General features: G+C 56.0%; 21 protein-coding genes. 8 read left to right on the forward strand and 13 right to left on the reverse strand.

Annotation, left to right across the window (positions count from 1 at the left end; genetic code table 11):
• The first annotated feature begins 308 nt into the window (after window positions 1-308).
• Complete coding sequence (locus tag HUF19_RS08645; protein WP_260999404.1) at window positions 309-2,144, forward strand: TonB-dependent receptor plug domain-containing protein; 1,836 nt, start codon at window positions 309-311, stop codon at window positions 2,142-2,144.
• A 117-nt stretch (window positions 2,145-2,261) separates the two neighbouring features.
• On the opposite strand, the gene thiI is transcribed toward HUF19_RS08645, so the two are convergent.
• On the reverse strand, window positions 2,262-3,779 hold the full coding sequence (gene thiI / locus HUF19_RS08650; RefSeq protein WP_260999405.1) for a tRNA uracil 4-sulfurtransferase ThiI: 1,518 nt from the start codon (window positions 3,777-3,779) through the stop codon (window positions 2,262-2,264).
• 250 nt (window positions 3,780-4,029) lie between these two features.
• Between thiI and phbB the strand changes: the two genes are divergently transcribed.
• On the forward strand, window positions 4,030-4,776 hold the full coding sequence (phbB, locus tag HUF19_RS08655) for an acetoacetyl-CoA reductase (protein WP_260999406.1): 747 nt from the start codon (window positions 4,030-4,032) through the stop codon (window positions 4,774-4,776).
• Window positions 4,777-4,840: 64 nt separating this feature from the next.
• Here the strand turns inward: phbB and HUF19_RS08660 are convergent, their stop codons facing one another.
• A complete protein-coding gene (locus HUF19_RS08660) occupies window positions 4,841-6,076 on the reverse strand; it encodes a tyrosine-type recombinase/integrase (protein ID WP_230332782.1) in 1,236 nt (411 codons plus the stop codon).
• Between the two features lie 264 nt (window positions 6,077-6,340).
• Here HUF19_RS08660 and HUF19_RS08665 point away from each other — a divergent pair, with 264 nt between their 5' ends.
• The 5 genes from HUF19_RS08665 to HUF19_RS08685 all read left to right on the forward strand — a co-directional run bounded on the left by HUF19_RS08665 (window position 6,341) and on the right by HUF19_RS08685 (window position 10,310).
• Entirely contained in the window at window positions 6,341-7,246 is a 906-nt protein-coding gene (locus HUF19_RS08665; protein ID WP_260999407.1) for a DUF4382 domain-containing protein, read from the forward strand.
• Window positions 7,247-7,318: 72 nt separating this feature from the next.
• Complete coding sequence (locus HUF19_RS08670) at window positions 7,319-7,864, forward strand: RNA polymerase sigma factor (RefSeq protein ID WP_260999408.1); 546 nt, start codon at window positions 7,319-7,321, stop codon at window positions 7,862-7,864.
• Between the two features lie 201 nt (window positions 7,865-8,065).
• Window positions 8,066-8,527, forward strand: coding sequence for a hypothetical protein (locus tag HUF19_RS08675; RefSeq protein ID WP_260999409.1), 462 nt, complete (start codon window positions 8,066-8,068; stop codon window positions 8,525-8,527).
• A 20-nt stretch (window positions 8,528-8,547) separates the two neighbouring features.
• Entirely contained in the window at window positions 8,548-8,970 is a 423-nt protein-coding gene (locus tag HUF19_RS08680; protein WP_260999410.1) for a hypothetical protein, read from the forward strand.
• 86 nt (window positions 8,971-9,056) lie between these two features.
• A complete protein-coding gene (locus tag HUF19_RS08685) occupies window positions 9,057-10,310 on the forward strand; it encodes a tetratricopeptide repeat protein (protein WP_260999411.1) in 1,254 nt (417 codons plus the stop codon).
• A gap of 379 nt (window positions 10,311-10,689) precedes the next feature.
• On the opposite strand, the gene HUF19_RS08690 is transcribed toward HUF19_RS08685, so the two are convergent.
• Window positions 10,690-11,982, reverse strand: coding sequence for a YdgA family protein (locus HUF19_RS08690; RefSeq protein ID WP_260999412.1), 1,293 nt, complete (start codon window positions 11,980-11,982; stop codon window positions 10,690-10,692).
• Window positions 11,983-12,245: 263 nt separating this feature from the next.
• Here HUF19_RS08690 and rapA point away from each other — a divergent pair, with 263 nt between their 5' ends.
• Window positions 12,246-15,005 carry an RNA polymerase-associated protein RapA gene (gene rapA, locus HUF19_RS08695; RefSeq protein ID WP_260999413.1) on the forward strand — a complete coding sequence of 920 codons (2,760 nt, stop codon included), beginning with the start codon at window positions 12,246-12,248 and terminating at the stop codon, window positions 15,003-15,005.
• Window positions 15,006-15,121: 116 nt separating this feature from the next.
• Here the strand turns inward: rapA and gorA are convergent, their stop codons facing one another.
• From gorA to gspE, 10 genes are read right to left on the reverse strand one after another with little or no spacing between them, the layout of a single operon-like run.
• Window positions 15,122-16,477: a glutathione-disulfide reductase gene (gene gorA / locus HUF19_RS08700; RefSeq protein ID WP_260999414.1), complete on the reverse strand. Its 1,356-nt coding sequence runs from the start codon at window positions 16,475-16,477 to the stop codon at window positions 15,122-15,124.
• Window positions 16,478-16,503: 26 nt separating this feature from the next.
• Window positions 16,504-17,028, reverse strand: a complete 525-nt coding sequence (locus HUF19_RS08705; protein ID WP_260999415.1) for a type II secretion system protein M — start codon at window positions 17,026-17,028, stop codon at window positions 16,504-16,506.
• Entirely contained in the window at window positions 17,025-18,281 is a 1,257-nt protein-coding gene (gspL, locus tag HUF19_RS08710; protein ID WP_260999416.1) for a type II secretion system protein GspL, read from the reverse strand. Before gspL ends, HUF19_RS08705 begins: the two co-directional genes overlap by 4 nt.
• 10 nt (window positions 18,282-18,291) lie before the next feature.
• The gene (gspK, locus tag HUF19_RS08715) at window positions 18,292-19,299 is read right to left on the reverse strand and encodes a type II secretion system minor pseudopilin GspK (protein WP_260999417.1); all 1,008 of its coding nucleotides are present in this window, start codon (window positions 19,297-19,299) and stop codon (window positions 18,292-18,294) included.
• An 8-nt stretch (window positions 19,300-19,307) separates the two neighbouring features.
• A complete protein-coding gene (gene gspJ / locus HUF19_RS08720) occupies window positions 19,308-20,042 on the reverse strand; it encodes a type II secretion system minor pseudopilin GspJ (protein ID WP_260999418.1) in 735 nt (244 codons plus the stop codon).
• Window positions 20,042-20,413 (reverse strand): type II secretion system minor pseudopilin GspI, encoded by a 372-nt coding sequence (gene gspI, locus HUF19_RS08725; protein WP_260999419.1) that lies wholly within the window; start codon window positions 20,411-20,413, stop codon window positions 20,042-20,044. The genes gspJ and gspI overlap by 1 nt, the downstream gene beginning before the upstream one ends.
• Window positions 20,403-20,984 (reverse strand): type II secretion system minor pseudopilin GspH, encoded by a 582-nt coding sequence (gspH, locus tag HUF19_RS08730; RefSeq protein ID WP_260999420.1) that lies wholly within the window; start codon window positions 20,982-20,984, stop codon window positions 20,403-20,405. The genes gspI and gspH overlap by 11 nt, the downstream gene beginning before the upstream one ends.
• Window positions 20,984-21,415 carry a type II secretion system major pseudopilin GspG gene (gspG, locus tag HUF19_RS08735; RefSeq protein ID WP_260999421.1) on the reverse strand — a complete coding sequence of 144 codons (432 nt, stop codon included), beginning with the start codon at window positions 21,413-21,415 and terminating at the stop codon, window positions 20,984-20,986. Before gspG ends, gspH begins: the two co-directional genes overlap by 1 nt.
• A gap of 18 nt (window positions 21,416-21,433) precedes the next feature.
• Window positions 21,434-22,645 (reverse strand): type II secretion system inner membrane protein GspF, encoded by a 1,212-nt coding sequence (gspF, locus tag HUF19_RS08740; RefSeq protein ID WP_260999422.1) that lies wholly within the window; start codon window positions 22,643-22,645, stop codon window positions 21,434-21,436.
• A 2-nt stretch (window positions 22,646-22,647) separates the two neighbouring features.
• Window positions 22,648-24,189, reverse strand: a complete 1,542-nt coding sequence (gene gspE, locus HUF19_RS08745) for a type II secretion system ATPase GspE (RefSeq protein ID WP_260999423.1) — start codon at window positions 24,187-24,189, stop codon at window positions 22,648-22,650.
• Window position 24,190 lies beyond the last annotated feature (1 nt).

The raw sequence follows: 24,190 nt of genomic DNA on the forward strand, positions 1-24,190 counted from the left end.
TCGTCATTCATTTAGCCCGCTAATATCACTCCTCTCTCCTTGTTCTGAGAAAAACTGGCTCTCAGCAGGACCTATTCAATTAGTGTCGACAGGCCCTAATACAAACAGCCGCCATAATAACAGTCTGCCAGCATCAGGTCAGGTCGAGTGTTGGTCGGCCAGAGCAGGGCAGTATAAGTTGATTGGCTGAAAAACAAGCAGATGAAAACCCGGATTTGTCACTCCTGTTGGGTGATCAGCCAAAATCACTACACTGAGCGCCATTGTTTTTACCGGCCAGCCCGGCCATCGCAACCGATGAGGTCATCATGAACCGCACACCTTTTAAACCGGCCATTCTGGCGGCACTGATTGCTCAGATGCTTGCCAGTCAGTCTCAGGCAGCTGATACCGTCGAGCTGGATGCGCAGCGCGTTACCGGCCAGTTATTCAGCCAGAACATTGCCGAGCAGGCATTTGCGGTTGAGGTGATTGAACGCGCCGACCTGAAATTATTACCGGTGACCAATCTGGCTGATGCGCTGGAGTGGGTGGGTGGTCTGGATGTGCGCCAGCGTGGCAGTGGTGCGCAGGTCGATCTTGGTATCCGTGGAGCAGGTTATGAGCAGACGCTGATTCTGGTCGATGGCGTGCGCATGAATGACCCACAGACCGGCCATCATAATTTCGATCTGCCGGTTACTCTGGAAGATATTGAACGCATTGAGATCGTCCGTGGTCCCGGCGCCGGACAGTATGGCCCGAACGGTAATGCCGGGGTGATCAATCTGGTAACCCGCAAGCAGGTGGATTCTGACAATGGCCGCAGCGCGCTGTTAAAAGCCGAAGCCGGCAGCAAAGATTACGCCCGTGGCTTACTGAGTCTGGCCAAAACCCAGGGCAACTGGAGCCACTTTGCGGCGATCAGCCAGCAGGAGTCGGACACCTACATTAAGGGGGCTGATCTGGATTACATCAGCCAGCAGGGTAATTACCGTTTAGTGCATCAGAATGATGCTCACACCACGGTGTTTGGGCTGGGCTATCTGGATCGGGGTTTTGGTGCTCAGGGCTTTTATGCCGGAGCCGACAAGCGCGCGAACGAAAACACCATTCAGCGCCACGCTTACCTTACCCACGAGCAGCGTTATTCCGCCGGTCGCAGTGTCGATGTTGCCGTTAACTGGCGCCAGCATGACGATGAATTTTACTATCTGAACTATGCGCCTTCCGTGCATCAGACCAACGCCTGGCAGAGCCGTTTGCGTTTTCGCCTGAATGAATCACTGGCGTTGGGCTACGAGTTTAATCAGGAAGACATCGACAGCACCTCGACGCTGGGTGATCGCCATAAGCGTGAATACGGCAGTGCCTTTGCGTTTGGTCAGTACGACTTTGGCGCCGTGCAGCTGGCGGGCAGCCTGTCGTATCTCGATTATGATGGCGGCGACAGCTATACCTTACCGGTGCTGGGCCTGACCCTGCCGCTGGCGGCTGGCCAGCAACTGTATCTGAACGCCGGCAAAAGCGTGCGTGTGCCGACCATGAATGATTTGTATCTGAATCAAAGCACCAACAAGGGTAATCCGGACCTTAAAGCAGAAGAAACCCGTAGCGCCGAGCTGGGTGCGCGCCTGAATCTGGCGGGCCTGCAAACCCGGCTGGCGGTTTTTAAACGCAATACCAGCGATGCTATTGATTACACCCAGACCGCGGCCGAAGTCGCCGATCCGGCCATTAATTACTACACCGCACGTAATATCGATGCGATTGACACCAAAGGTTACGATGTCGAGCTGGATGCCACCGGCCTGCTGGCGGCAAGCGGTCTGCAGAAGGCAAGTCTGAGCTATACCCGCCTGATTCAGGACTTTACCAATCAGTATGAAAAGGCCCGCTACAGTAAATCCCAGCTTGAACACCAGGTGGTTCTGGCGCTGACCTATGAGCTGCTGCCGGGGCTGAGTGCAACTTCGCTGTATAAATTCGAAGACCGCTACGACCAGAATGGCTACCGCATTTGGGACCTGGGCTTAAAGCAGCAGAATAGTGGCTGGAGCTGGGCCGTTGCGGCAACCAATGCGCTGGATGCAGACTACATTGATAGTGGAGAAATTGAAGCGCCGGGCACCGGCTATCGCTTTGAGATCAGTGCCGGTTTGTAAATCAAATTAAGGGGCAGGCGAGTGCATGGCCCGCATAAAATACCGGTCATAAAAAAGCCGGGGTGACTGTTCAGTATCGACAGCCACTCCGGCTTTTTTTATGCGCCCAGCAGGGTTTTAGTCTTCGCTGCTGTCGCTGGCTTCCGCCTTATAGGCTGGCTTAACAAAGCCCGGCTCCATAAACACCGCAAAGTTACCACGCTGCTCGCTCATCAGGTGATGGGCATGAATCTTACTCATGGTGCCTTTCTGGCAGTAGAGCAGGAAGCGGGTGTCTGGCTGTTGTTTTGTCAGTTCGTTCACGCGGTTATCGAGATCAAAGAACGGAATGGTCAGCACGCTGTTGTTGGTCAGCGTCAGTGGCGCGTCGGCCGCTTCCGACGGGTGGCGGATGTCGATGATTACATCATTCAGGCCCGGAGTAGTAATAATATCGACATTCTCCAGGCCACTCTCGGCGCCATTAAGCACATCGTCGATGCGCTGGTAGGTGGCATCGGCCAGCGCCTGCTCCAGCACCGCCATATCGAACTTGGCTTCAGCTTCGGCCACTTTGCTGCGATCACCCACGGTGGTCGGATTCACTGAAATCACACCGCAGTATTCCGGCATGGTAGCCGCGAACATTTCGGTGCCGATACGACGCGCCGTATCGATGATGTCCTGCTTATCCATAGCCGCCAGCGGGCGCAGCACCATGCGGTCGGCAACGTCATCAATCACCGCCAGATTGGTAATGGTCTGGCTGGCGACCTGAGCCACGGCTTCGCCGGTCACCAGTGCCGGCAGGTTCAGGTTTTCAGCCACGCGCGAGGCGGCGCGCAGCATCATACGCTTGAGTACAACACCCATCTGGCCGGTATCGACATTGGTCAAAATTTCGGCCACAACCTTCTCGAACGGCACGGTAACAAACTTAACCCGGTGGCTTTCACCAAAGGTGCTCCACAGGTAATGGGAAACCTGCTTCACGCCGATTTCATGCGCGCTGCCGCCAAGGTTAAAGAAGCAAAAGTGAGTTTTCAGGCCGCGGCGGGTCATCAGGTAACTGGCAACGGTGGAGTCAAAGCCACCGGAAATCAGGCTCAGCACTTCGCCCTGACTGCCCAGCGGATAGCCGCCCAGGCCTTTGATGGTTTGCTGCACCACCTGAACCTTGTCGTTACGCAGCTCGGCCAGCACGGTCACTTCCGGGCGGTGCAGATCAACGCGCAGCGCCTCGGTTTCTTTCAGAAAGCCGCCGCCCATATAGATTTCCGCCTGATGGGAGGTGAAATCGTGCTGCCCCGCGCGCTTGATGCGAACACAAAAGGATTTGCCGGCGACACGCTCACGGTAGGCATCGCGTACGCGCTGATAGGCTTCGTCCAGGGTGGTGAAGGTGTATTCCGTGATTTCCAGCGCTGCCGCAATGCCTGGCGTGTGCGACAGGATCTGAATGGTCTGACGGCGCGCCGCATCGTCATCGCGGTTGACCAGAACGATCAGGCTGTCCCAGCGGTTCTGTACATCTACCGAAATGGCGTGGCGGCGGAACATGTTCTGCAGGTTCTGACGCAGAATTTTGGTCATCTGCTTGCGCACACTGGTGGATTTGATGGTGATTTCCGGGAACAGCTTGATTACGAACTTCATAAGGCGACGGAGGGGCAATAAATTGGGGGTGCGGATTATATCTTACTTCCGCCCACAGGGCATCCGCAGGGCGGGCCAGTGTGAATTTCGGCCGCTTTGTGCATGGCCTGGCCAAGTCCAAAGTATGAGGCTTCCGGAGGTGGCACTGCCAGATGGTGCAGGGTCATCGTAGTGTCATATTGGCTCAGCAATCTCTGTTACAGCGCCCCGCGGGTTGCGGGATCTCATCATGAAACTGAAGGAGTAGGACATGACAAAACGAATTGCACTGGTAACCGGCGGAACCGGCGGCATTGGCACCGCGATCTGCAAGCAGCTGCATGACGATGACTACCAGGTGGTTGCCGGCTACTATCACGGCGGCAACCACGACAAAGCGCAGACTTGGCAGGATAAACTGAAAGAAGAGGGATATGACATCGCCCTGGCGTACGGCAATATCCGTGACTTCGCTTCCTGTGAAGCCTGCATTGAGGGCATCCGCAAGGACTTCGGCACCATCGATGTGCTGATTAATAACGGCGGCATCACCCGTGATACCACGCTGCGCAAGATGTCTCCGGAATACTGGCACGACGTGATCGAGACCAATCTGACCTCGGTGTTCTATATGACCCGTCTGGTGATCAATGACATGCTGGAGAAGAAATGGGGACGTATCGTCAACATCTCTTCCATTAACGGTGAGAAAGGCCAGTTCGGTCAGGCTAACTATTCTGCCGCCAAAGCGGGCATGTACGGCTTTACCAAGGCCGTTGCGCAGGAAGTTGCCAGCAAAGGCATTACGGTAAATACCGTATCGCCGGGCTATATCGCCACCAGCATGATCATGGATGTACCGGAAGAGATCCGCGAAGACATACGTAAGGGTATTCCGGTCGGCCGTTTTGGCGAGCCAGAAGATATCGCCCGCGTGGTGAGCTTTCTGGCCGATGAAAAGGCGGGCTTTGTGACCGGTGCCAACATCTCCGCTAACGGCGGTCAGTATATGCACTGAACCTGCCTGTTTCGCGCCGCATTTCATGCGGTGCATTCCGGGATTAAAAAAGGCGAAGCCGGGGTTACAGCTCCGGCTTCAGCTTTTTATGGCGGGCACTGGCGTGGCGCTCACGCAGCTCGGTGTCGATGTAACGGTCGGTCGTGGCCATGCTGGCATGACCGGCGTCTTCCTTAACGTGTTCCTTGGGGCGAAATTTCACATCTTCGGAAATACCGGTGTGGCGCAGCCAGTGCACGGTGGCCACGCGTAACTCCTGCGCTTCATCTTCCAGCCCCTGACTGCGCATACGCTCAAAAGCCTGATCAAAGCAGGATTGCACCAGATAACGGATCTGACGGGTACTGGTCACCGGTCCGCGTCCTTTCAGTCGTTGCACTAGTGGTGTCTGCTCGCCGACATAGGGCAGACGTGGCAGATTCAGATGCTCGCGGTAGCGGCGCAGCGCGGCGAGCATATCGTCAGACACCGTCACCAGGCGTGCCTTGTTGCCTTTACCGACAACCCTGAGCCACCAGTTACCATCGGCATCGGTATGAAAATCGCCCATAACCGGTGTTGAGCGTTCATCGGCCACCAGTTCGGAGATGCGCAGGTACATACCAAACAACAGGCGCATCACAAACAGCGAGCGCTCGTGCTCGGCCGGGCTTTCTTTTGCCAGTTGCTCGACGGTTTCCAGAATGAAATCCCACTGCAGATTCGACAGGCGCCGCACCGGCTCCTGATAGGCATGACGCTGCAGAAACTTGCTCTTCTGGCGGATCAGCGCCACCGGATTGATGCGCAGGTAATCCTCCTGCAGCAGATAATTAAAGTAGGTTGAGAGTACGGCGAACAACGCCTGCAGGCTTTTCTGTGACAGCGAAAACGCAGTGCGCGCCTGCGGGTCGGCCTTGATCGCCTGATTCACAAAGGGGCGCCAGTCGGGATTGGCGACCCGTTCACCCTGATGGTTTTTAAAGCGCGCCACCTGTTTGCTGCCAATCCAGGCTTTGGGAGGTGACTGACAGAAATGGATATAAGCCTCAAGGTCCTGTCGCTTAAGCTCACCCAGACCGCAGCCGCGCACCAGCCAGCACCATTGCAGCAGGCGCTCAACTTCACGGCGGTAGCTGTTGAAAGTGGCGGTACTGCCGTTGTAGCTGACCAGAAAACTGAAACTGTGCACCAGATCTTCAAAAGCACCATCAATACGCTGCAGTTCGGGATGCAGCGCCAGAATCCGGCGGGCGCTGCTCAGCGGATTGCCCAGATAATCGAGCTGGTCTATTAGTGGGGCAGGAGGGGTGTTCAGCATGGGAATTATCGGAAATAAGAGTTGAACAAAGAATAACGACTAATCGCGGAAGGAGCCAGTGCGCCCTTGTCTGGGCCTGAAATTGCAATCCTGATCTTAATTAATAACTTTAAGTAAATCTTATATACAATTGAAATAATAGGCTTTTTATATGATTGTTTCGTAACTTCGGGAATGGGTGAAAGAATATTAAAAAAAGATGGAACCCTTTGCCGCCCTGGTTCGTGTTACTGCACACACGCCAACATATAAAGAGGTACTCCGATGTTTCGTACTAACTGGTTACGCAATTCACTGTTTCTGGCGGTGACGTCTGCACTGGTTGCTGGTTGTAACAGCAGCTCCTCCGGTTCAGATGCTGGCCGCCTGTCACTGAATGTGACCGATGCTCCGGTCGACTCCGCCAGCAAGGTTGTTGTCAGCTTCAGTGGTGTTGAACTGCAGTCCGGTGGCAGCCGTACCGAGATTCTGTTTGATGAGCCGCGCAGCATTGACCTGCTGGCGCTGCAGGGCAGCAACTCTGCCAGCCTGCTTGAAGGTCAGGAATTGCCAGCCGGTGAGTATCAGTGGATGCACCTGCTGGTGAATGCCGAGCAGGATAGTGTGCTGGATTCCTATATCGAATTTGAAGATGGCTCCGTGCAGGAGTTATACGTACCGAGTGGCAGCCAGACCGGCCTGAAACTGGTGCGCGGCTTTACCCTGCTGGCCGGCGGCAGTGCGGATTTCACCATCGACTTTGATCTGCGCAAGTCTGTTGTCGATCCTAAAGGCGGTCAGGGTATGCACCTTAAGCCGGCGCTGCGTCTGATTGATAACGCCCAGTCCGGCACCATTACCGGCACAGTGGCAGGCGAGCTGATTGTCAGCGCCTGCGCCGACGCCAGTCTGGATGCCGGTGCAGTGTACGCTTTTGTCGGTAGTGACGTTGTTGCGGATGATGTGGACGGCGATGCCGGTGATCCGCTGACCTCTGCACTGGTTAATGAAAACGAAGGTGTGTACAGCTATGAGTTAGGTTTTATGCCGGTAGGCACCTACACCCTGGCTTACACCTGTGAAGCTGCGACTGACGATGCGGAAAGCGATGATGTTATCGCCTTTGCCGAGCAGTCCAACGCTGAGGTGGTGGCTGATCAGACAACTCAGGCGGATTTTTCCGGTATCTGAGTGACAGGCACAGGCAGACACCAAGCCTGCTTGTGCCTATTATGATTTGCCTTTGCTTCCGGAGTACCGCCGTTGGCGTTTTTTACCCGTTTATTCCGCCCGGCGCGTGCTTCAGAACGCCGCTTCAGTGAACTGGTCGGCCCCCACATAGAGACCATGTATCGCATGGCCTGGCATTGGACGCGTAACACTCATGACGCCGAAGATCTGGTGCAGGATGTGCTGATCCGCATTGTTAACCGGCTTGATGAGCTGGAAGCCGCCGATAAGCCGCAGCCCTGGCTGATCCGGGTGTTGTATTATCGCTACGTTGACCTGTATCGCCGCCGCCAGCGCTCTCCGGTTCTGCCGGCGGAAGATTGTGCGGAAACAGGTTTCGCTGCAGAAGCAGAAAGCAGCGTTATGGACAAGCCAGACCGTCTGGCGCTGGCAGCGCAGCTGGAAAGGGCGCTTACCTCGCTGTCGGACGATCACCGGGATGTTGTGCTGATGCACGACCTGGAAGGATTCACCACCGCAGAGATCGCCGGGGTGTTTGGCATCAGCGAAGGTACGGTAAAATCCCGCCTGCACCGGGCGCGGGAGAAGCTGAAAGGAAAATTACATGGATCGTTTTAGTCAACCCGGACGTGTTAACAGTAACTGCCAATCATCAGCGGAGTATTGTTTATGAACTGTCAGCAATGCCGGCCACAACTGGGCGCCGCTGAATATTCTGCGGCAGTGCTTGATCATCTGGTTGCGTGCCCCGATTGCCGCTCTGTGGCCGGGGAGCTCCGCCTGGAAGAGGCTTGCCAGCAGTTGCGGACATCCGTCCCTATGCCCGCTGCAGATTTTCGTCAGCGGGTAATCAGCGAGGCGTTGCTGTATCAGCGCCAGCCGCAGCCTGAAACTAAGCGCTGGCTGTTACCCTCCGCGTCGGCATTTGCCGCATTGCTGCTTATGGCGGTAGCTGTGATGTTCAATTCGCAGCAGGCTGCGGATCTCAGCTGGCAACAGAATGTGGCCCTGGTGTTTAACGCACCTGCGGATATTGAGTCGGCGACCATTGAGATCCGGCCGGGCCAGGGGGTTTTGCTGACCGGTTACGATGAACCGGTGATTCGCTGGCAGACACCTCTGCAGCAGGGCAGCAACCGCCTGACGCTGCCCGTGAGTGTTCATTCGGTCAGCAATGGCGGACTGACGGTAACCCTGAGTTACGGTCAGTCGCACAAAGAAATCCAGATACATCTTGATCATCCGGCCGCTGACGCGAAAATGCCGGCCAGAGCTATCTGATGGGGTTGTTGAGAGGGGCTATGCAAAAATACGTTATGCCGCAGCGCGCGCAGGCTCCCGTGAAAGGGGCAGTTGAACAATATCTGGCAGCGCTGCCGCGCGTCTCTGTCATGCTTTTCAGTGTCGCTGCTATGTTTTTCAGCACGCTGAGTAGCGTTGCGCATGCAGACATTAGTGATGCGGAAGTAACCATCGACGTAATCGATGAGCAGGCGACACCGGATGTGATTTACCATGAAATTCGCCTGCCTCAGCCGGCTTCATCCCGGGCGCGCCAGAATGCCGGGGCCGGCTCTGACAGTGGTGCGCAGATGAACCGCAATCCGGGAGAAGCTGCACGGGAACGCGCACAGGAAGCGGCGGCAGAACGCCGCCAGCAGCGTGAACTGGACGGCCATCCGGGTAACCGGCCGGATATGCCGCCGGGGCAGAACAAAGACTGAACTACTGCTCATTAATACAGAAAGCGGCTGCCTGGCTGTCGCCCGGGCAGGTATACTGCCGCCTTTGTTCTGAATGACAGATCTCATTGCGATACCTTATTTTTACGCCTGCTTTCATCCTGCTGCTCATCAATACTCCCTATGTGCTGGCTGCTCCGGTCAGCTACCAGAGCGGCGTTGAGGCTTTCCGTGCCGGAGATTACCAGGCGGCACTGACGCACTTTATCGCCACCCGCCAGGCGGGCAATCAAAGCCCGGCCTTGCTTTACAATATCGGCGTCAGCTATTACCGGCTGGCGCAGTACTCCCTCGCACGTACTGCGTTTACTGAACTTGCAGCACATTCTGATTGGCAGGCACTGGCCAGCTACAACCTCGGACTGACCGAAGCAAAACTGAGCAATCCCGGCAAAGCGCGTGAGTACTGGCAGCAGGTGGTGCGGCTGGATTCTGACCCGCGACTGGTTGCTCTCGCCAGTGAACGCCTGGCGCAGGCAGAGGCAGTCGCCAGCCCAGCGCCGCAGGTGTTTATGCAGGTGCAGGGTGGTTATGACAGCAACCCGGATCAGCTGCACCATTCACTGGCCGCCGCTGATTATTACACCGACCTGTATCTGGCTGCTGATTCACCTGCGAATGGCTGGAATGCTGCGGTATTTGCCCGTGATTATCAGCGCCATGATGCACCTGACTGGCTGCAGCTGAGTGCTGACAGAGAACTCTGGCAGTCTGCAACAGCCGGGCCGGTTGCTGCAGATGTTCGTGCCGGTGTGCGCTACGAACGCTGGGATGGTGCGCCGTATGCTGCAACCCCTTTTGCAGATATATCTTCAAATTATCGGAAGTATGGAGCAGAGCTCTCAGCCCTGTATTCTGCCGGGTATGAGTATCGCTTTGGCGATAATACAGACGATCGCCTGCAGCAACGCCTGCGCCTGAGTCTGGGATCGGGCAGTCACTATTGGCGTGGCTGGCTGGGCTACCAGCTGGAAGACACCAGCCAATCAGGCACGGAGACATCATTCACCAATAGCGGTCGTATGCTGCGCTCAGTGTTTGCCGGCACAAGAATGAGCTGGACGCAGGGACTGAGCCTGCGCGCGCAGCTGGAAAAACGCCATGCTCTGTACCATGAATCACTGACGATCATTGATCTCGACGGTACAGAAAAAACCGCGCGCCGCCGTCAGGAGCTCTGGCGTATCAGTGCCGATCTGCAATGGCGTACAAATCAGTGGCGGCTGCATGCCGGCGTTATGGCGGGTAAAGCGAATGACCGTTTTGAGCTGTACGATTTTACTCAGCATCAGGTTTATGCCGGTGCGGGCTATCAGTGGTGATCTGAATCCGGACCGCTGCACATCGCGGTGTCATGCCGGGATGGCCTGGCAGCGGAAGTAAAACCGGTAATCTTTTGGTGCAAACCAGCAGGATCAGGGCTTAAAGGCGTGCTTCGTCCGCATTTTTACTCTCTATTCACCTATTCCGATAATATCAATTATCGGAAATATAAGGATGTCACTACCTCGGGAAAACGAATAACCGATCCAATGCCACGTTACTCCGATCCGCCACATTACCCCGAGCCAAGCTCCGCCAGATGATCAGTCTGCTCTGGCGGCTAAGCCTAATGCTCCGCACTCATCATTCATGGCCCAATTCATGGCCTATAAAAAACCGGAGCCATAGCTCCGGTTTGTCAGCGGTTATCGCCAGAATCTAAAGCGCTACAGCAACGTCGTTGGCACTCAACTGTCCTTGTTGCAGCTTCAGCTGGCTGACCAGCCGACCATCCTGACTGTGCAGCATTCCGGCCTCCAGCAGGCTCATCAGTTGTTGCGCAAACGGACTTTGCATCAGGCTCTGACTCAGGTTGATCTGCAGCTCACCATTAAGACGCTCTCTGAGCGCCTGCGGCAGCCCGGCGGCGTCACCAGCCTGAAGACTTACCTTACCGTTCAGTTTCAGGTCGCCACTGGCACCTATGCCGCCCGGACTCAGGTCGTTAAACATAAAGGCCGTCTCAAAAGATTCCAGTGCCAGGCTGCCGCCACTGGCCAACACCTCATTCGCATCCGTCAGCAGCGTGGCAATAGCCGCCTGATCATCACCGGCGCTCTGCACTTTTTCCATCAGGTGGCGATAGCCTGACCAGCTGACACCATCCAGGTAGAGTGACAGATTGCTGCGATCGACATTCACTTCTTTATCCGCGGAACTGACGCGCAAATTGCTGAACCCCAGAGTCGTGAGGGATGCCAGTACATCGCGATCGATCAGGGCTGCCTGCTCGGTTTGCAGATCCTGCAGTTTGATTTTCACCACCGGACTATCAACATTTAGCGCACCTATGTGGTAGCTGGCTTTGTCGACAAAGGGTGTACCATTGCGCTGGCTGGTGACAATGCTGAACTCCAGCTGCTGCAGACTGGCATCCCCCTGTGCTCCGCCCTGCAGGCTCGCAGAGGCGAGACTGAGTCTGGCCGTTCCGCGCGCTGATTCATCAAGCTGCGTTTCCGTCTGCAGAATCAGTGGTGCAACAGACAGTGTACCGCCATCAGGGGAGGTCATATTCACGGCACCGGTCTGGTAGCGACCATGGATACGATCATCGCCGCCATCCAGGTGCCATTCGCCCTGCTGATCCGCCAGCAATTGCGGCATCTGCTGCAGCATCATGCCCGCAAGCCCCAACTGTGGATCAATGATAAAGGTTCCGGATGCCCGGTGTGGCTCAATCACTACCTGCTGGCGAATGCTGAACAAATCAGCAGATTCCTCACCCAGCAAGCGAACATGGTAAAGCTCCTCCCGGGTGACTCCGAACAGTCCGCGACTGACCTCTTCCAGCTGTATTGCAATCCCCTGCAAGGCAAGGCTGTCGTTTGCTTGTCGCAGGGATGTCTGGGTAAACGCATCATAGCGTTCGATATTCTGATAGGTGATATAGCCTGCGGCAGCAGCAGAGGCGATTACCGGCAGACCGATAATCAATGCCAGGGTCTTACCCATAGTCAATGTCCTTATATGTGATTCCAGTGTGCGTTTTTCGGGCGATTCTGAACATTTGTTGAGCATGATCGCGGACGCTGGCCTATCGTAAGAAGCCACAGCAACAATGTAAACACGAACGGTGATGTTTATCAGGCCATAAGCTGCCATTGCCGGTGGGATTTAAAGCCCCCTTGCGCTAGACTGCGCGCCTGTTTTTACCGGCTGCCATGCTGCCGCCGGGTTCTGTTTGTCACGTCAAAATATCTGCAGGTTAAGCTTATATGTATACAGTGGGTCAGCGTTGGATCAGTGAGGCCGAAACCGACCTCGGTCTCGGTCTTGTGCAAAATGTCGACTTCCGGGTCGTTACTATCTATTTTCCGGCCATCGACGATGTGCGCAGCTATTCACGCCAGAACGCCCCGCTCACCCGTGTAATTTTCAAAGAAGGTGACCTGCTGCCGCTGCAGGATGGCAGCATCCTGACCGTTGCCGACGTGACCGATATCGACGGCATTGTGTTTTACAGCGACGGTGAGCGCGAAATTTCTGAGATCCACCTCAGTGGCCAGATTCAGTTAAACCAGCCAACCGACCGCTTGTTCTCCGGTCAGATTGATAACAACAATCTGTACGAGCTGCGCCAGATGGCACTGCAGCAACTGAGCAAACTGCGTCAGCGTCCTTTCTACGGTTTATTAGGTGGCCGCACCAGCCTGCTGCCGCATCAGCTCTATATTGCCGAACAGGTCACTCAGGATTCTATTCCGCGCGTACTGCTGGCCGACGAAGTGGGTTTGGGTAAAACCATTGAGGCGGGCCTGATTCTGCATCGCTTATTGTTGCAACAGCGCATCCAGCGTGCCCTTGTGCTGGTGCCGGATCATCTGCTGCATCAGTGGCTGGTGGAAATGATCCGCCGCTTCAACCTGCGCTTCTCACTGGTCAGCAAAGACATGCTTGAAGATGGCGACGATGACATCTTCGCCACCGGCCAGTTATTCCTCTGCCCGCTGTCACTGGCTACCCATGACGCCATCGCGCCGCAGATCCGTGCATCCGACTGGGATATGCTGGTCGTCGACGAGGCACACCACCTGCAGTGGAGCGAAGACGGTTTCGACGAAGGCTACGCACTGGTGGAAACCCTGTCGCGTCAGGTCGATGGCCTGTTACTGCTGACAGCTACGCCGGAGCAGCTGGGTGTGCAGGGGCACTATGCCCGCCTGCGCCTGCTCGACCCTGAGCGTTATCCATCCCTGCAGCAGTTTATGGCTGAACAACAGGCTTATCAGCCGGTCGCAGACCTGGCCGCTGCACTGGCAGGCAGCGATGACCTGTCAGCAGAGCAACAGGCTACTCTCGCCCGCCTGATGCCGGATCATGCAAAGGCCGACATCAGCGATGCCACCCAGCGTAACCGCCTGCTGGAAACCCTGATTGATCGTCATGGTCCGGGCCGTGCGCTGTACCGTAACACCCGCCATGGCGTGAGCGGCTTCCCGCAACGCCTGCCACAACTGACCGCCCTGCCGGCGCCGCAAAGTGATGGTCTGACGCCGACACTGGCTGACCTGCACCCCGAACTGGGCGTTACCGGCTGGTGCGATGATGATGCCCGCACCGATTGGCTGCTGAACATTCTGGCCAGCACCGGTAAAGACAAGATCGTACTGATCTGCCATGCCGCACAGACGGTTCTCGATCTGGAAGCCTGGCTGTGGGAAACCTGCGGCATTCAGGTGGCGGTGTTCCACGAGCATATGGATCTGGTCGAGCGTGACCGGGCGGCAGCTTACTTTGCCGATCATGAGCAAGGCGCACGTATTCTGCTGTGTTCAGAAATCGGCTCCGAAGGCCGTAACTTCCAGTTCGCCCATCATCTGGTGCTGTTTGATCTGCCGTTTAACTGCGACCTGATTGAACAGCGCATTGGCCGTCTGGATCGTATCGGTCAGGCGGAAGATATCAAAATCTATATTCCGGCCTTCAGCGACCACATCAGCGGCCGCTGGGCGCAATTGCTGCACGCCGGTATCGACCTGTTCAGTCGCCCGAACCCGGCAGCCCAGCCGCTGCTGGAAAAACACCGCACCGCCATTGAGCAGGCACTGATCAGTGGCGAAGGTCTGGATGATCTGACCCGTCAGCTGGCAACGGAACGTGATGAGCTGCTGGCGAGTCTGGAAGAAGGCCGTGATCGCCTGCTGGAACTGCACTCCTGCCATCCGCAGCGTGCCCGTCGTCTGGCGAAAGACATGACCATCACCCATATCGAAGACGAAGCCGAGCTGAACGATTTCCTTGAGCTGTTCGCCGACGCCTTTGGTCTGGAACTGATCGATCTCGGTGGCGACTGCATCACCATCGCACCGGGTGACCATATGCTGGTACCGGATATGCCGCATCTGCCGGAAGACGGCTTTATGGCCACCACCCGCCGTGATATCGCCCTCGCCCGCGATGACGTGCAGTTCCTGAGCTGGGAGCACCCGTTTGTGGATCAGGCACTGGAACTGATCACCAGCGGCCCGGCTGGTAACGCCAGCGCCGGCTATATCGAAGATCACGACTTCCGTACCGGTGACTGCTTTATTGAACTGCAGTTTGTTGCCCGCTGCCCGGCACCGAAAGCACTGGCGGTTGAACGCTACCTGCCACCTAATGCCATGCACCTGATGATGACCCCGGCCGGTGAGCTGAAGGTTAACGATGGCGAATTGCCGGCTTTTGTACTGCCGCTGAAACGTGGCACCGCACGTGGCCTGGTCGAGCAGAAAACAGAAGCCGTGCAGCCGCTGATCCATAAGCTGGAGAAAATGGGTAGCGCTCAGCTGAGCAAGATGGTCGAGCGCGCCAGCAATAAAGCCAGCGAAGCCTTTGCCGCCCGCCTTGAGCGCTTAAGCGCTCTGAGTGAGCAAAACCCGAACATTTCGCCATTGTTAGTGGCCGATGTTAAGCGTGAGCGCGACGCGGTGCTTGATGCCATCGCCCAGTCGCAACTGGCGCTCGACAGCGTGCGCCTGGTGTTCTGCGGCTAAGCACGACGCCTATAAAGGCGCTGCGCATACAGCAGCGCCGCCGGGCAATATGGCGCACACAAAAAAGCCGGTACTGAACACAGTACCGGCTTTTTTGTTGCCGTATTCAGAACCGATCAGCTGCGCGGAGTACGCATAGTGACAAATTCTTCGGCTGCGGTCGGATGAATGCCAATGGTGCTGTCAAACATCGCCTTGGTTGCCCCGGCCTTAATGGCGATGGCAATCCCCTGAATAATTTCCCCGGCTTCTGCGCCGACCATATGGGCACCAATCACCTGATCGGTGCTGGCACGCACCACCAGTTTCATAAAGGTACGTTCCGGAAGACCGGACATGGTGTGCCGCATCGGACGGAAATCGGATTCATAGATACGCAGATCGTCGCCGAAACGCTCCTGCGCTTCTTCTTCACTGAGACCTACGGTAGCAATGTTCGGCTGGCAGAAGACCGCCGTCGGGATGTTGTCGTAACTCAGCGGCTCGTTATCGCCATCGTACCAGTGGGCAACCAGCTTCATCGCCTGCGCCAGCGCCACCGGCGTCAGTGCCGGAGTGCCGATCACATCACCCAGGGCGTAAATGCTTGGCACCGTGGTGCGGAAGAAATGATCCACCACAATACTGCCATCGCTACGCAGCTCAACACCCTGCTGCTCCAGGTTTAAGCCTTCGGTCAGCGGTTTGCGGCCGGTGGCGTACATGACGCAGTCGGCATCCAGCGTATCACCGTTATTCAGCTGACAGCGCAGACTGCCATCGGCCAGCCGTTCGATGCGGCGGATATCGGTCTGGGTATGAATGCGTACGCCTTTGTGCGTAATCTGACTGGCGGCAAAGTTGCGCACGCTTTCATCAAAGCCGCGCAGCACCTGCTCGCCGCGATACAGCAGATGGGTTTCAGCTCCCAATCCATTGAAAATGCCGGCAAACTCGACAGCGATATAGCCGCCACCAACCACGACAACGCGTTTGGGAAATTCGTCCAGATAGAAGGCTTCATTTGAGGTAATGGCCAGCTCGGCACCGGGAATATCCGGCTTGAACGGCCAGCCGCCGGTGGCGACCAGAATCTTCTCAGCGGTGAACTCCTGTTCGCCCACTTTTACCCGGTGCGGGTCGAGAATGCTGGCTGTGCCATGCAGGATTTCAACGCCGGAATTTTCCAGTAAATTATTATAAATACTATTTAAGCGTTTGATTTCATTTGTTTTATTGTCGCGAAGTGTTGGCCAGTCAAAGTTTTCCAGCTGGCCATTAACACCAAAGCCACGGGCCTCTTCAAACTTCTCGGCATACTCCGAGGCGTAGACAAAAATCTTCTTCGGCACACAGCCAACGTTCACACAGGTACCGCCCAGATAGCGGTTTTCGACCACCGCGACTTTAACACCACGTGCAGCCGCCATGCGCGATGCACGGACGCCGCCGGAGCCTGCGCCAATCACCAGTAATTCAAAATCGTAATTCATATAGTCCCCTGCCTGCCGGAACTGACTCAGGGAGTCAGCGTGGCGCGAATATCGACCAGACCTGAGCGGTCGGTACGATCAATAGTGATTTGACTGACGCGAATACCGTTACGGGACTGCATACCTTCCAGCCAGGTAATCGCATCATCGAAGGCCGCTTTCTCGACCCAGATGCGCAGGCCTTTGCCATCCTGCTCGTAACGACTGAGCACAATGCCGGCCTTCTTTGCCTGCTGGGTGACGGTTGCCAGAATCGGCGCATCACTGGCCGACTGAACCGCCCCCCCAAAACGATGCGCGTTTTCTGCCAGCAGGTTGTAAGTCGCCAGATTTTTTTCGAGACTTTGCGCCGCCTCTTTCTGACCGCGGATTAACGGTGCATAAATCATCACGAAGATCAGCGCCAGCACCAGCAAGGCGGCAATCGCCTTAACAACCAGCCGATCGCGGGATGGCAGCGCCTGATACCAGTGCTGCGCAGCCTGCACGGCCTTATTGCTCTGCAACTGTGCCTGCAGCTGCCCCTGAATTAACTGAAGGCGTTCGTTCATGCCGAACCTCCGATTTTAATGCGGCCTTTTACGCCGTCCTTATCATTGGTCGCCGATGCCACTTCTGCCACCAGGCCTTCTTTCTCCAGCGCCGCACGCAGTGTCTGCAATTCATTCAGATTGCCCGCGCGCACCTCAATAACCAGCTCCTGCAGGCGGTCATTAAAACGCAATGACATCAACTGCACCTGCTTTTGCAGCCCCTGTGCGGCATACACCCGCGCCAGCACGCCGGTCGTACTGATAAAGCCAGCTCCGTCGGTGTTGTCACCACCATCAAGCTTGGCTTTGATCTGGCGCTCCAGCGAGCGGATACGCTCACCCGGAAACAGGTTTTTATAAAGACTGATGGCCTCAGCCCGCACCTGTTGCGATTGTTGCTTCAGCGTGTAGTTATCAATAAAGAGGTACAGCGTAGCGGTAACCAGCCAAACCGCAGCGACGGCCGCAAGACCACGCCACCAGACCGGCGGTTTATCTTCGGCAACTTCGCGCACCTGAAAACGTCCGGTCAGCAGGTTGGTTAACTTACCCTGCAGACGCTGCTGCCGCAGCTGACTGCCATCATTAGCGAGCAGTTCGATCCCGGCAAAAACTCCGGCAAAACTGCTTTCCAGCGTGGTTTTCAGCAACTGCGCCTGATCCAGTTGTGGCGCCATAATCTGCAGCCCGGTGACCTGATGTGCAGCCTGCTCTTCATCACCGTGATCAAATAACGATTCCAGCACCGGGGTCATTGCACTGTCAGTCACCCAGCCTTCAAATATCCCCGGAATACGCATAGCCCAACCCTGCCCCTGACGCAGCATCACAGGAACATCCTGTGGCAGCAGCTGGGTTTCCGGAATCAGTTCGCGTACCTGCAGGTGATGCAGCTCGCATTCTTCCAGCAGGCGCTCAATCAGGTCGTTGCCAATCACATAAGCGCGGACTTTTTTGCCTTCGCTACCGGCGGGCAGAATCAGATAATCCGACAGATCATTGATCAGCCCTTCTTCCAGTGCGTAAGGCAAGGCACGGGCCAGATGGCGATTGCTGACACCCGGCAAAGACACCCAGTGGGTAGCATAATTACAGGCAGAAAGAATCAGACGCACCGGCGTCAGGTCGGCCTGAGTTTCAGCCCAGGATGCCAGTGATGGCGCGCTTCGTTCTGAGCCAGCGGCCATCTGCTCCAGCGTTGTTACTGTCCAGCGGCCGCTGATGGCGTTCCACTGAACTTTTATCGTTTTTATGGCCTTAGCGGTTTCCATGCACTACACCTTATTGCGTCATGCCAGATTGGGTCACTTCCGGCTCCCGCCGGGCTTCGCGACGGGAGTAATCACGATACAGAGTGGTCATCCGTCCATCGCTATTATCGCGCCTGATCAGCATTTCTCCGGTGGCGATACGGTCGCCCAACTCAACCCGGACAAATACTTCAAAATATTCAGATTTTACACTGAAGTCGGTTTTATCCCAGCGTGCCTTGCCGGGTGTGGCGTCACTGTCGCCGCCATTATTGTTGTTGTCTGTTTTCGTGAATGGTTCAACCTGGCTCAGGGTCCAGAAGTCATCAACGTTTTTAAAACCTTTGTCACCACGTGCGCTGACAATGGCTTCGCCGTCTGTCAGCGACAAGCCACTGTCCAGGGCAGCCAGAACCACGGCACTGGCGCTGTTTACATTCAGCTGGGCGGTAATGGGGAGGCAGGCAACATAGGGCTCCAGCTGACGATACGCCGCCATATCCATACCCTCCAGCAGAAGCAGCTCAGAGGTATGTTTACAACCCTGATAGGCGGCTTTATAGGCCGGTTCCATACTCTGATAGCGATCATCATCCTGACTGGTTTCATCCATCCAGCGCGCAAGCGTGTCAGCCAGCGCCACATCCAGCCCCAATAAGTTAAGCAGGTTGGTAAAGCGGAGTTTCTGCGTTGCCTTATTACTGGCGCCAGCGCTCAGACCGTTGAGGTTAAAGCGTCCCATGGCATCGGCGATATTGATGCGCGCCAGCCCCGGCGAGAGCGGAAAGGTACGCTCCTGCGCCCACTCTTCATAGCGGTGGTCGATTTCTTTGTCGTTCTTCCAGTCGAGATACAGTCCGGTTTTTACCGCCTGCTCAGCACCCAGAACATAAGACCGCGCCTGCTGTAGCGCCAGCATCGTGCCGCTGCGCTGCACATCAGTGGATTGACGATCAATCATGGCGACCGCCAGCATGGAGACGATGGCAAAAATCAGCAGTACGGTAATCAGCGCCAGCCCCCGCTGAGGTGCCTGCATTCTGAGCCTCATTCGTCGGCTCCCCAGGCCAGCAGCCATTGCCGTTCTATGTCACCCAGTGCCGGTAATGTCAGGCGCCAGCGAATAGCCAGCGGCCGCTCTTGTTCGCCACCGCTGCTTTGCAGTGCAGGCCAGGCGCTGTACCAGTCGCGACCGCTGATTTCGGCGGCCTGATCGTTACTGGCTTTGCGTTCACGCTGCACCAGCAGGTCAATTTCAAGGCGCTCAATCTGCTCCAGAACAACCTGCGGCTGGGGCACTGAGTCACTGGCCCGGTCGAGCACCGGCCAGAAATAGCGCACCAGACACTCATGCTCCGGCTCCGTCACCCCCCAGGATTGCAGGCGCTGCAGTGCGGGCTCGCAGACCTCACTGTCGATGGGTTCAAGACGGTATGCAACACGCTGCAGTTCGGCGCGCGGATCACGACTGACCGGAGAATTACGCCAGCCGGCACGGGTAAATTCAATCGGGAAATCGCCACTATCAAGCAGCATCGAGGCCTGGGTATCACCGTATTCATCGCGGATGCTGCGGTTTATAAACTGCTCCAGATCGCGACTGATCACCATGTTGAAGCGTTGCAGGCTGACCAGTTGCTCGGAGCGGATTTCGCTGGCCTGCTTAGAATCAATCACATTGCTGAGCAGTTGGGTCGAGGCGACACCGATCATGGCGGTGATGGAAACCGCAATGAGAACTTCAAGCAGGGTAAACCCTTGTGCTGCTGACAATGGCCGCATCAGTATTTGCTCATAATGCTGACCAGCGTGATCAGATTGCTGTCTTTATGCTGCATATCGGCCACCGATACCGTTACCCGGTGGGTGTCCGGGAACTCTGTTTTTTCAACCTTGGTGAATACCTTCCACTCACGGTCAGCCATATCCACCTGATCGTTGTTTTCTCCGACCGGCGGCAAGCCGTTGAGGCGCAGATCAACCATGCGGTTTTCCGCAACAAAAGACGCCAGGGTTTTATCCTGCAGATGCAGCAGACTACCGACACTCTGGCTGGCGGTTTCACTCATCGTAGCGGCAATGGCGACAAAGACGGTCAGGGCAATCATCACCTCAATCAGGGTGAAGCCGCGCTGACGGCGTTCAGTTTTCATAGGTTTCCACCTTAATCAGCGGCGCCCCGAAACCGTCACCGCGAATCAGAACCTGAAAGTGATCATCACTGTCATGGGTCAGTGTCAGCAGATAAGGTGTGTATTCGTCAGAAGAAAGAAACATCAATGCCGGCTTAGCACCGTCTTTTTCATCCAGCAGCTCGTCGAAATCGACTTTCTGCCCTTCTACCTCAAGTGTGATAAACACGTGCTCTGGCGCCTCAAGCTGTGACTTCAGGCTGCCACTGTAAGGCTGCCAGGGGTTCTGGCTGAGTTTTTCCAGCTCTTCCCGGGTTTTATTGGCGCTGAATTCCTGGCTGTTCACATCCTGAAAGCTGAGCAGCTGCAGTGCCTGTTCATCCATAGCAACACCGAGGTCGATATTCTGAAATACCGCCTCCTGCCGATAGGCTGAGAACAGAGTGCTGAGGTGACGGGCAAACTGCGTGGTTTCATCCTGAGCCTGACGATCGCCACTGCTCAGGGTTGCCATGGCGAGCAGGCCACCAATAATGGCCAGCACCACCATCACCTCCAGCAGGGTAAAGCCCTGCTGAAGTCGCTTAGTCATTACTGATCCAGGCTGCTGATGTCAGCGCCTTCACCCTCACCACCTTCCTGGCCGTCGGCCCCCAGAGAAACGATTTCATACTGGCCTTTGTCGAGGAAGTACAGGAACTCGTTACCCCAGGAATCGGTAGGAATATTGTTACCCTTCAGGTAGCCGCCGGATTTGTAGTTTTTCGGCTCAGGCGAGCTGCTTGGTTTTTTTACCAGCGCTTCCAGGCCCTGCTCGGTGGTTGGGTAAGTAAAATTGTCCAGCTTGTACAGATCCAGTGCGTTTTCGATCAGCTTGATCTGACTCTTGGTGGTTTTGACCCGGGCATCGCCGGCCGAGCCAATAATATTGGTCGCAACCAGCGCCATAATGCCGCCGATGATCGCCAGCACCACCATTACCTCAAGTAATGTAAAACCCTGTTGGCGGTTTGCGTTGCGCATTGATTTCATTCCGTTCTCCTACTGAACCATTTTTTGTAATTCAAGAATCGGCAACATAATTGCCGCGACAATTGTTGCCACAATACCACCCATCACCAGCAGCATGACGGGCTCAAAAATCTTAACCAGTGCAGACACCGTATTTTCCAGCGACGTTTCCTGCTGCTGTGCGGTACGCGCCAGCATACTGTCCAGCTCACCACTGTTTTCACCACTGGCAATCATGTGCAGCATGATGGGCGGGAAATAACCGGTTTCAGCCAACGCTTTATGCAGACTACCACCCTCGCTGACGGTGACGGTGGCCTGAGTCAGTGACTGCTGAATCGGCATATTGGTCACCACCTGACTGGCAATGCGCATGGCGTCCACCAGAGGCACACCGCTGGTGGTCAGAATCGCCAGCGTGCTGCCGAAGCGTGCGGTATTGGCGTCTTTAACGAAGCCACGTAAGCCCGGTACCTGCAGCAGAAAATGATGATAGCGACTGCGGAATGCCGGACTTTTCAGCGCCCGGCCAAAGGCGATCAGGCCAACGATAATGGCGATCAGGGTGTACATGCCCCAGGCGGTAATAAAATGACTCAGATCGAGCATAAACTGCGTCAGACCCGGCAGTTCCTGACCGTTTTTCACAAACACATCAACGATATCCGGCACAACGTAAGTGAGCAGCCCCACGACAATACCGATAGCCACAATGGTCAGAATCACCGGATACATGGCCGCCAGTTTGATCTTCTGGTCCGCGGCCTGCCGGGCTTCGGTGTAATCGGCCAGACGGTTGAGAACGCCGTCCAGATGACCGGCATGTTCACCGGCGCTAACGGTTGAACGATACAGATGCGGGAAGGCTTTGGGGTATTCCGCCAGCGCTTTGGCCAGTGTGTAGCCTTCAAGCACTTTGGCCCGGATCGCCAGAATCATGGCTTTAATGCGCTGTTTACCGGTTTGCTCTGACAGCGCACGCAGCGACTCATCAATCGGCAGGCCTGCCTGAATAAGCGTTGCCAGCTGACGGGTGATCAGCGCCAGCTCAGGCACCGATAAACTCGGCTGACGCTCAAACAGGCTGTCTTTTTTCTGTTTCTGGGCGGTCTGCTCAACGGCCAGCGGCGTCCAGCCTTTGTCTCGCAGTTGCTGGCGTACCTGACGGGCGCTGTCGGCTTCCAGTACGCCCTTCTGCTGCTTGCCGCGGCCGTCGATGGCCTGATATTCAAATGCTGCCATGGTTAACCTTTCGCCACCCGCAGCAGCTCTTCAATGGTGGTGCTGCCACCCAATACTTTGCGAACGCCATCCTGACGGATGCTTGGCCCCAGCGTGCGCGCGTGCTGCTCCATGGCCTGCTCGCCGGAGCGGTCGTGAATCAGGGTTTTCATTTTCTCATCGACTTCGATGATCTCGTAAATACCCTGGCGGCCGCGATAACCTAGCTGGTTGCACTTATCACAGCCCTTGGCGTGGTAAATGGTTGGCGGGTTGGTTGCATCAACGCCCAGCAGCTCGCATTCGCTGGCATCGGCGACCGCTTCAATCTTGCAGTCATTGCATAACACCCGCACCAGACGCTGGGCGATCACGCCAATCAGACTGGACGACAGCAGAAACGGCTCAACGCCCATATCCTGCAAACGGGTAACGGCACCGATCGCGGTATTGGTGTGCAGTGTGGAAAGCACAAGGTGACCGGTTAATGACGCCTGAATAGCGATTTCTACCGTTTCCAGGTCGCGGATCTCACCGATCATCACCACGTCAGGGTCCTGACGCAGAATGGCGCGCAGGCCTTTGGCAAAGGTCATCTCAACCTTGGTATTTACCTGCGTCTGGCCAATACCCGGCAGGCTGTATTCAATCGGATCTTCGACGGTCAGGATGTTGCGGCTTGTATCGTTCAGATCGCTCAGTGCGCCATACAGTGTGGTGGTTTTACCGGAACCGGTCGGACCGGTGACCAGAATAATGCCGTGTGGTTTGCTGATGATATTGCGCATGGTGCGCAGATCACGATCAGCCATGCCCAGCTGGGACAGACTCAGACGTCCGGCCTGCTTATCCAGCAGACGCATCACCACCCGCTCACCAAAGCTTGATGGCATGGTTGATACCCGCACATCCACTTCGCGACCACCGATACGCAGTGCGATACGACCGTCCTGTGGCACGCGTTTCTCGGCAATATCCAGCTTGGCCATAACCTTGATACGGGAAATCAGCAGTGCTGACAGTGCACGCTTGGGCTGTACCACTTCGCGCAGCACACCATCGACGCGGAAGCGTACAACCAGACGCTTTTCATAGGTTTCAACGTGAATATCGGAGGCGTTTTCTTTTACTGCTTCGGTCAGCAGAGCGTTGATCAGGCGGATAATCGGTGCGTCGCCCTCCTGCTCCAGTAAATCTTCGGTTTCCGGAACGGAATCGGCCAGACTGGCCAGATCCATTTCGTCGCCCAGACCTTCAACCATTTCCATGGTTTCAGAGGAATCACTCTGGTAAGCCAGCCCAAGACGGCGTTCAAATTCTTCTTTGCTGACAGCTTCCAGGCGGAATGGTGCTGCCAAAAAACGCTGCACTTCCATGATGACATCAACACCGATGCCTTCTTTATGGATCAGCACCAGTTGCTCCTGCCCGCCTTCCACAACCACGCCAAAACGCTTGGCAAAGCCAAAAGGCAGACGGGTTGCCAGGCTGGTAGCCTGATGCTGGGCCGGCGGCACATGAGAGGATGGATCGTCTGTCGGATGTTCTGGAGTTACCGCTGTCATA

Source organism: Thalassolituus hydrocarboniclasticus (assembly GCF_025345565.1).
Taxonomy (GTDB): Bacteria; Pseudomonadota; Gammaproteobacteria; order Pseudomonadales; family Oceanobacteraceae; genus Venatoribacter; species Venatoribacter hydrocarboniclasticus.

Bases quoted from the DNA above. Each gene is read 5' to 3' on its own strand.
- HUF19_RS08645 (WP_260999404.1), top strand. From the start codon at position 309: ATGAACCGCACACCTTTTAAACCGGCCATTCTGGCGGCACTGATTGCT.
- gspH (WP_260999420.1), bottom strand. From the start codon at position 20,984: ATGACTAAGCGACTTCAGCAGGGCTTTACCCTGCTGGAGGTGATGGTG.
- phbB (WP_260999406.1), top strand. From the start codon at position 4,030: ATGACAAAACGAATTGCACTGGTAACCGGCGGAACCGGCGGCATTGGC.
- gspL (WP_260999416.1), bottom strand. From the start codon at position 18,281: ATGGAAACCGCTAAGGCCATAAAAACGATAAAAGTTCAGTGGAACGCC.
- rapA (WP_260999413.1), top strand. From the start codon at position 12,246: ATGTATACAGTGGGTCAGCGTTGGATCAGTGAGGCCGAAACCGACCTC.
- HUF19_RS08665 (WP_260999407.1), top strand. From the start codon at position 6,341: ATGTTTCGTACTAACTGGTTACGCAATTCACTGTTTCTGGCGGTGACG.
- HUF19_RS08675 (WP_260999409.1), top strand. From the start codon at position 8,066: ATGCCCGCTGCAGATTTTCGTCAGCGGGTAATCAGCGAGGCGTTGCTG.
- gorA (WP_260999414.1), bottom strand. From the start codon at position 16,477: ATGAATTACGATTTTGAATTACTGGTGATTGGCGCAGGCTCCGGCGGC.
- HUF19_RS08660 (WP_230332782.1), bottom strand. From the start codon at position 6,076: ATGCTGAACACCCCTCCTGCCCCACTAATAGACCAGCTCGATTATCTG.
- gspK (WP_260999417.1), bottom strand. From the start codon at position 19,299: ATGCAGGCACCTCAGCGGGGGCTGGCGCTGATTACCGTACTGCTGATT.
- gspG (WP_260999421.1), bottom strand. From the start codon at position 21,415: ATGCGCAACGCAAACCGCCAACAGGGTTTTACATTACTTGAGGTAATG.
- gspI (WP_260999419.1), bottom strand. From the start codon at position 20,413: ATGAAAACTGAACGCCGTCAGCGCGGCTTCACCCTGATTGAGGTGATG.
- gspJ (WP_260999418.1), bottom strand. From the start codon at position 20,042: ATGCGGCCATTGTCAGCAGCACAAGGGTTTACCCTGCTTGAAGTTCTC.
- gspF (WP_260999422.1), bottom strand. From the start codon at position 22,645: ATGGCAGCATTTGAATATCAGGCCATCGACGGCCGCGGCAAGCAGCAG.
- gspE (WP_260999423.1), bottom strand. From the start codon at position 24,189: ATGACAGCGGTAACTCCAGAACATCCGACAGACGATCCATCCTCTCAT.
- HUF19_RS08680 (WP_260999410.1), top strand. From the start codon at position 8,548: ATGCAAAAATACGTTATGCCGCAGCGCGCGCAGGCTCCCGTGAAAGGG.
- HUF19_RS08690 (WP_260999412.1), bottom strand. From the start codon at position 11,982: ATGGGTAAGACCCTGGCATTGATTATCGGTCTGCCGGTAATCGCCTCT.
- thiI (WP_260999405.1), bottom strand. From the start codon at position 3,779: ATGAAGTTCGTAATCAAGCTGTTCCCGGAAATCACCATCAAATCCACC.
- HUF19_RS08705 (WP_260999415.1), bottom strand. From the start codon at position 17,028: ATGAACGAACGCCTTCAGTTAATTCAGGGGCAGCTGCAGGCACAGTTG.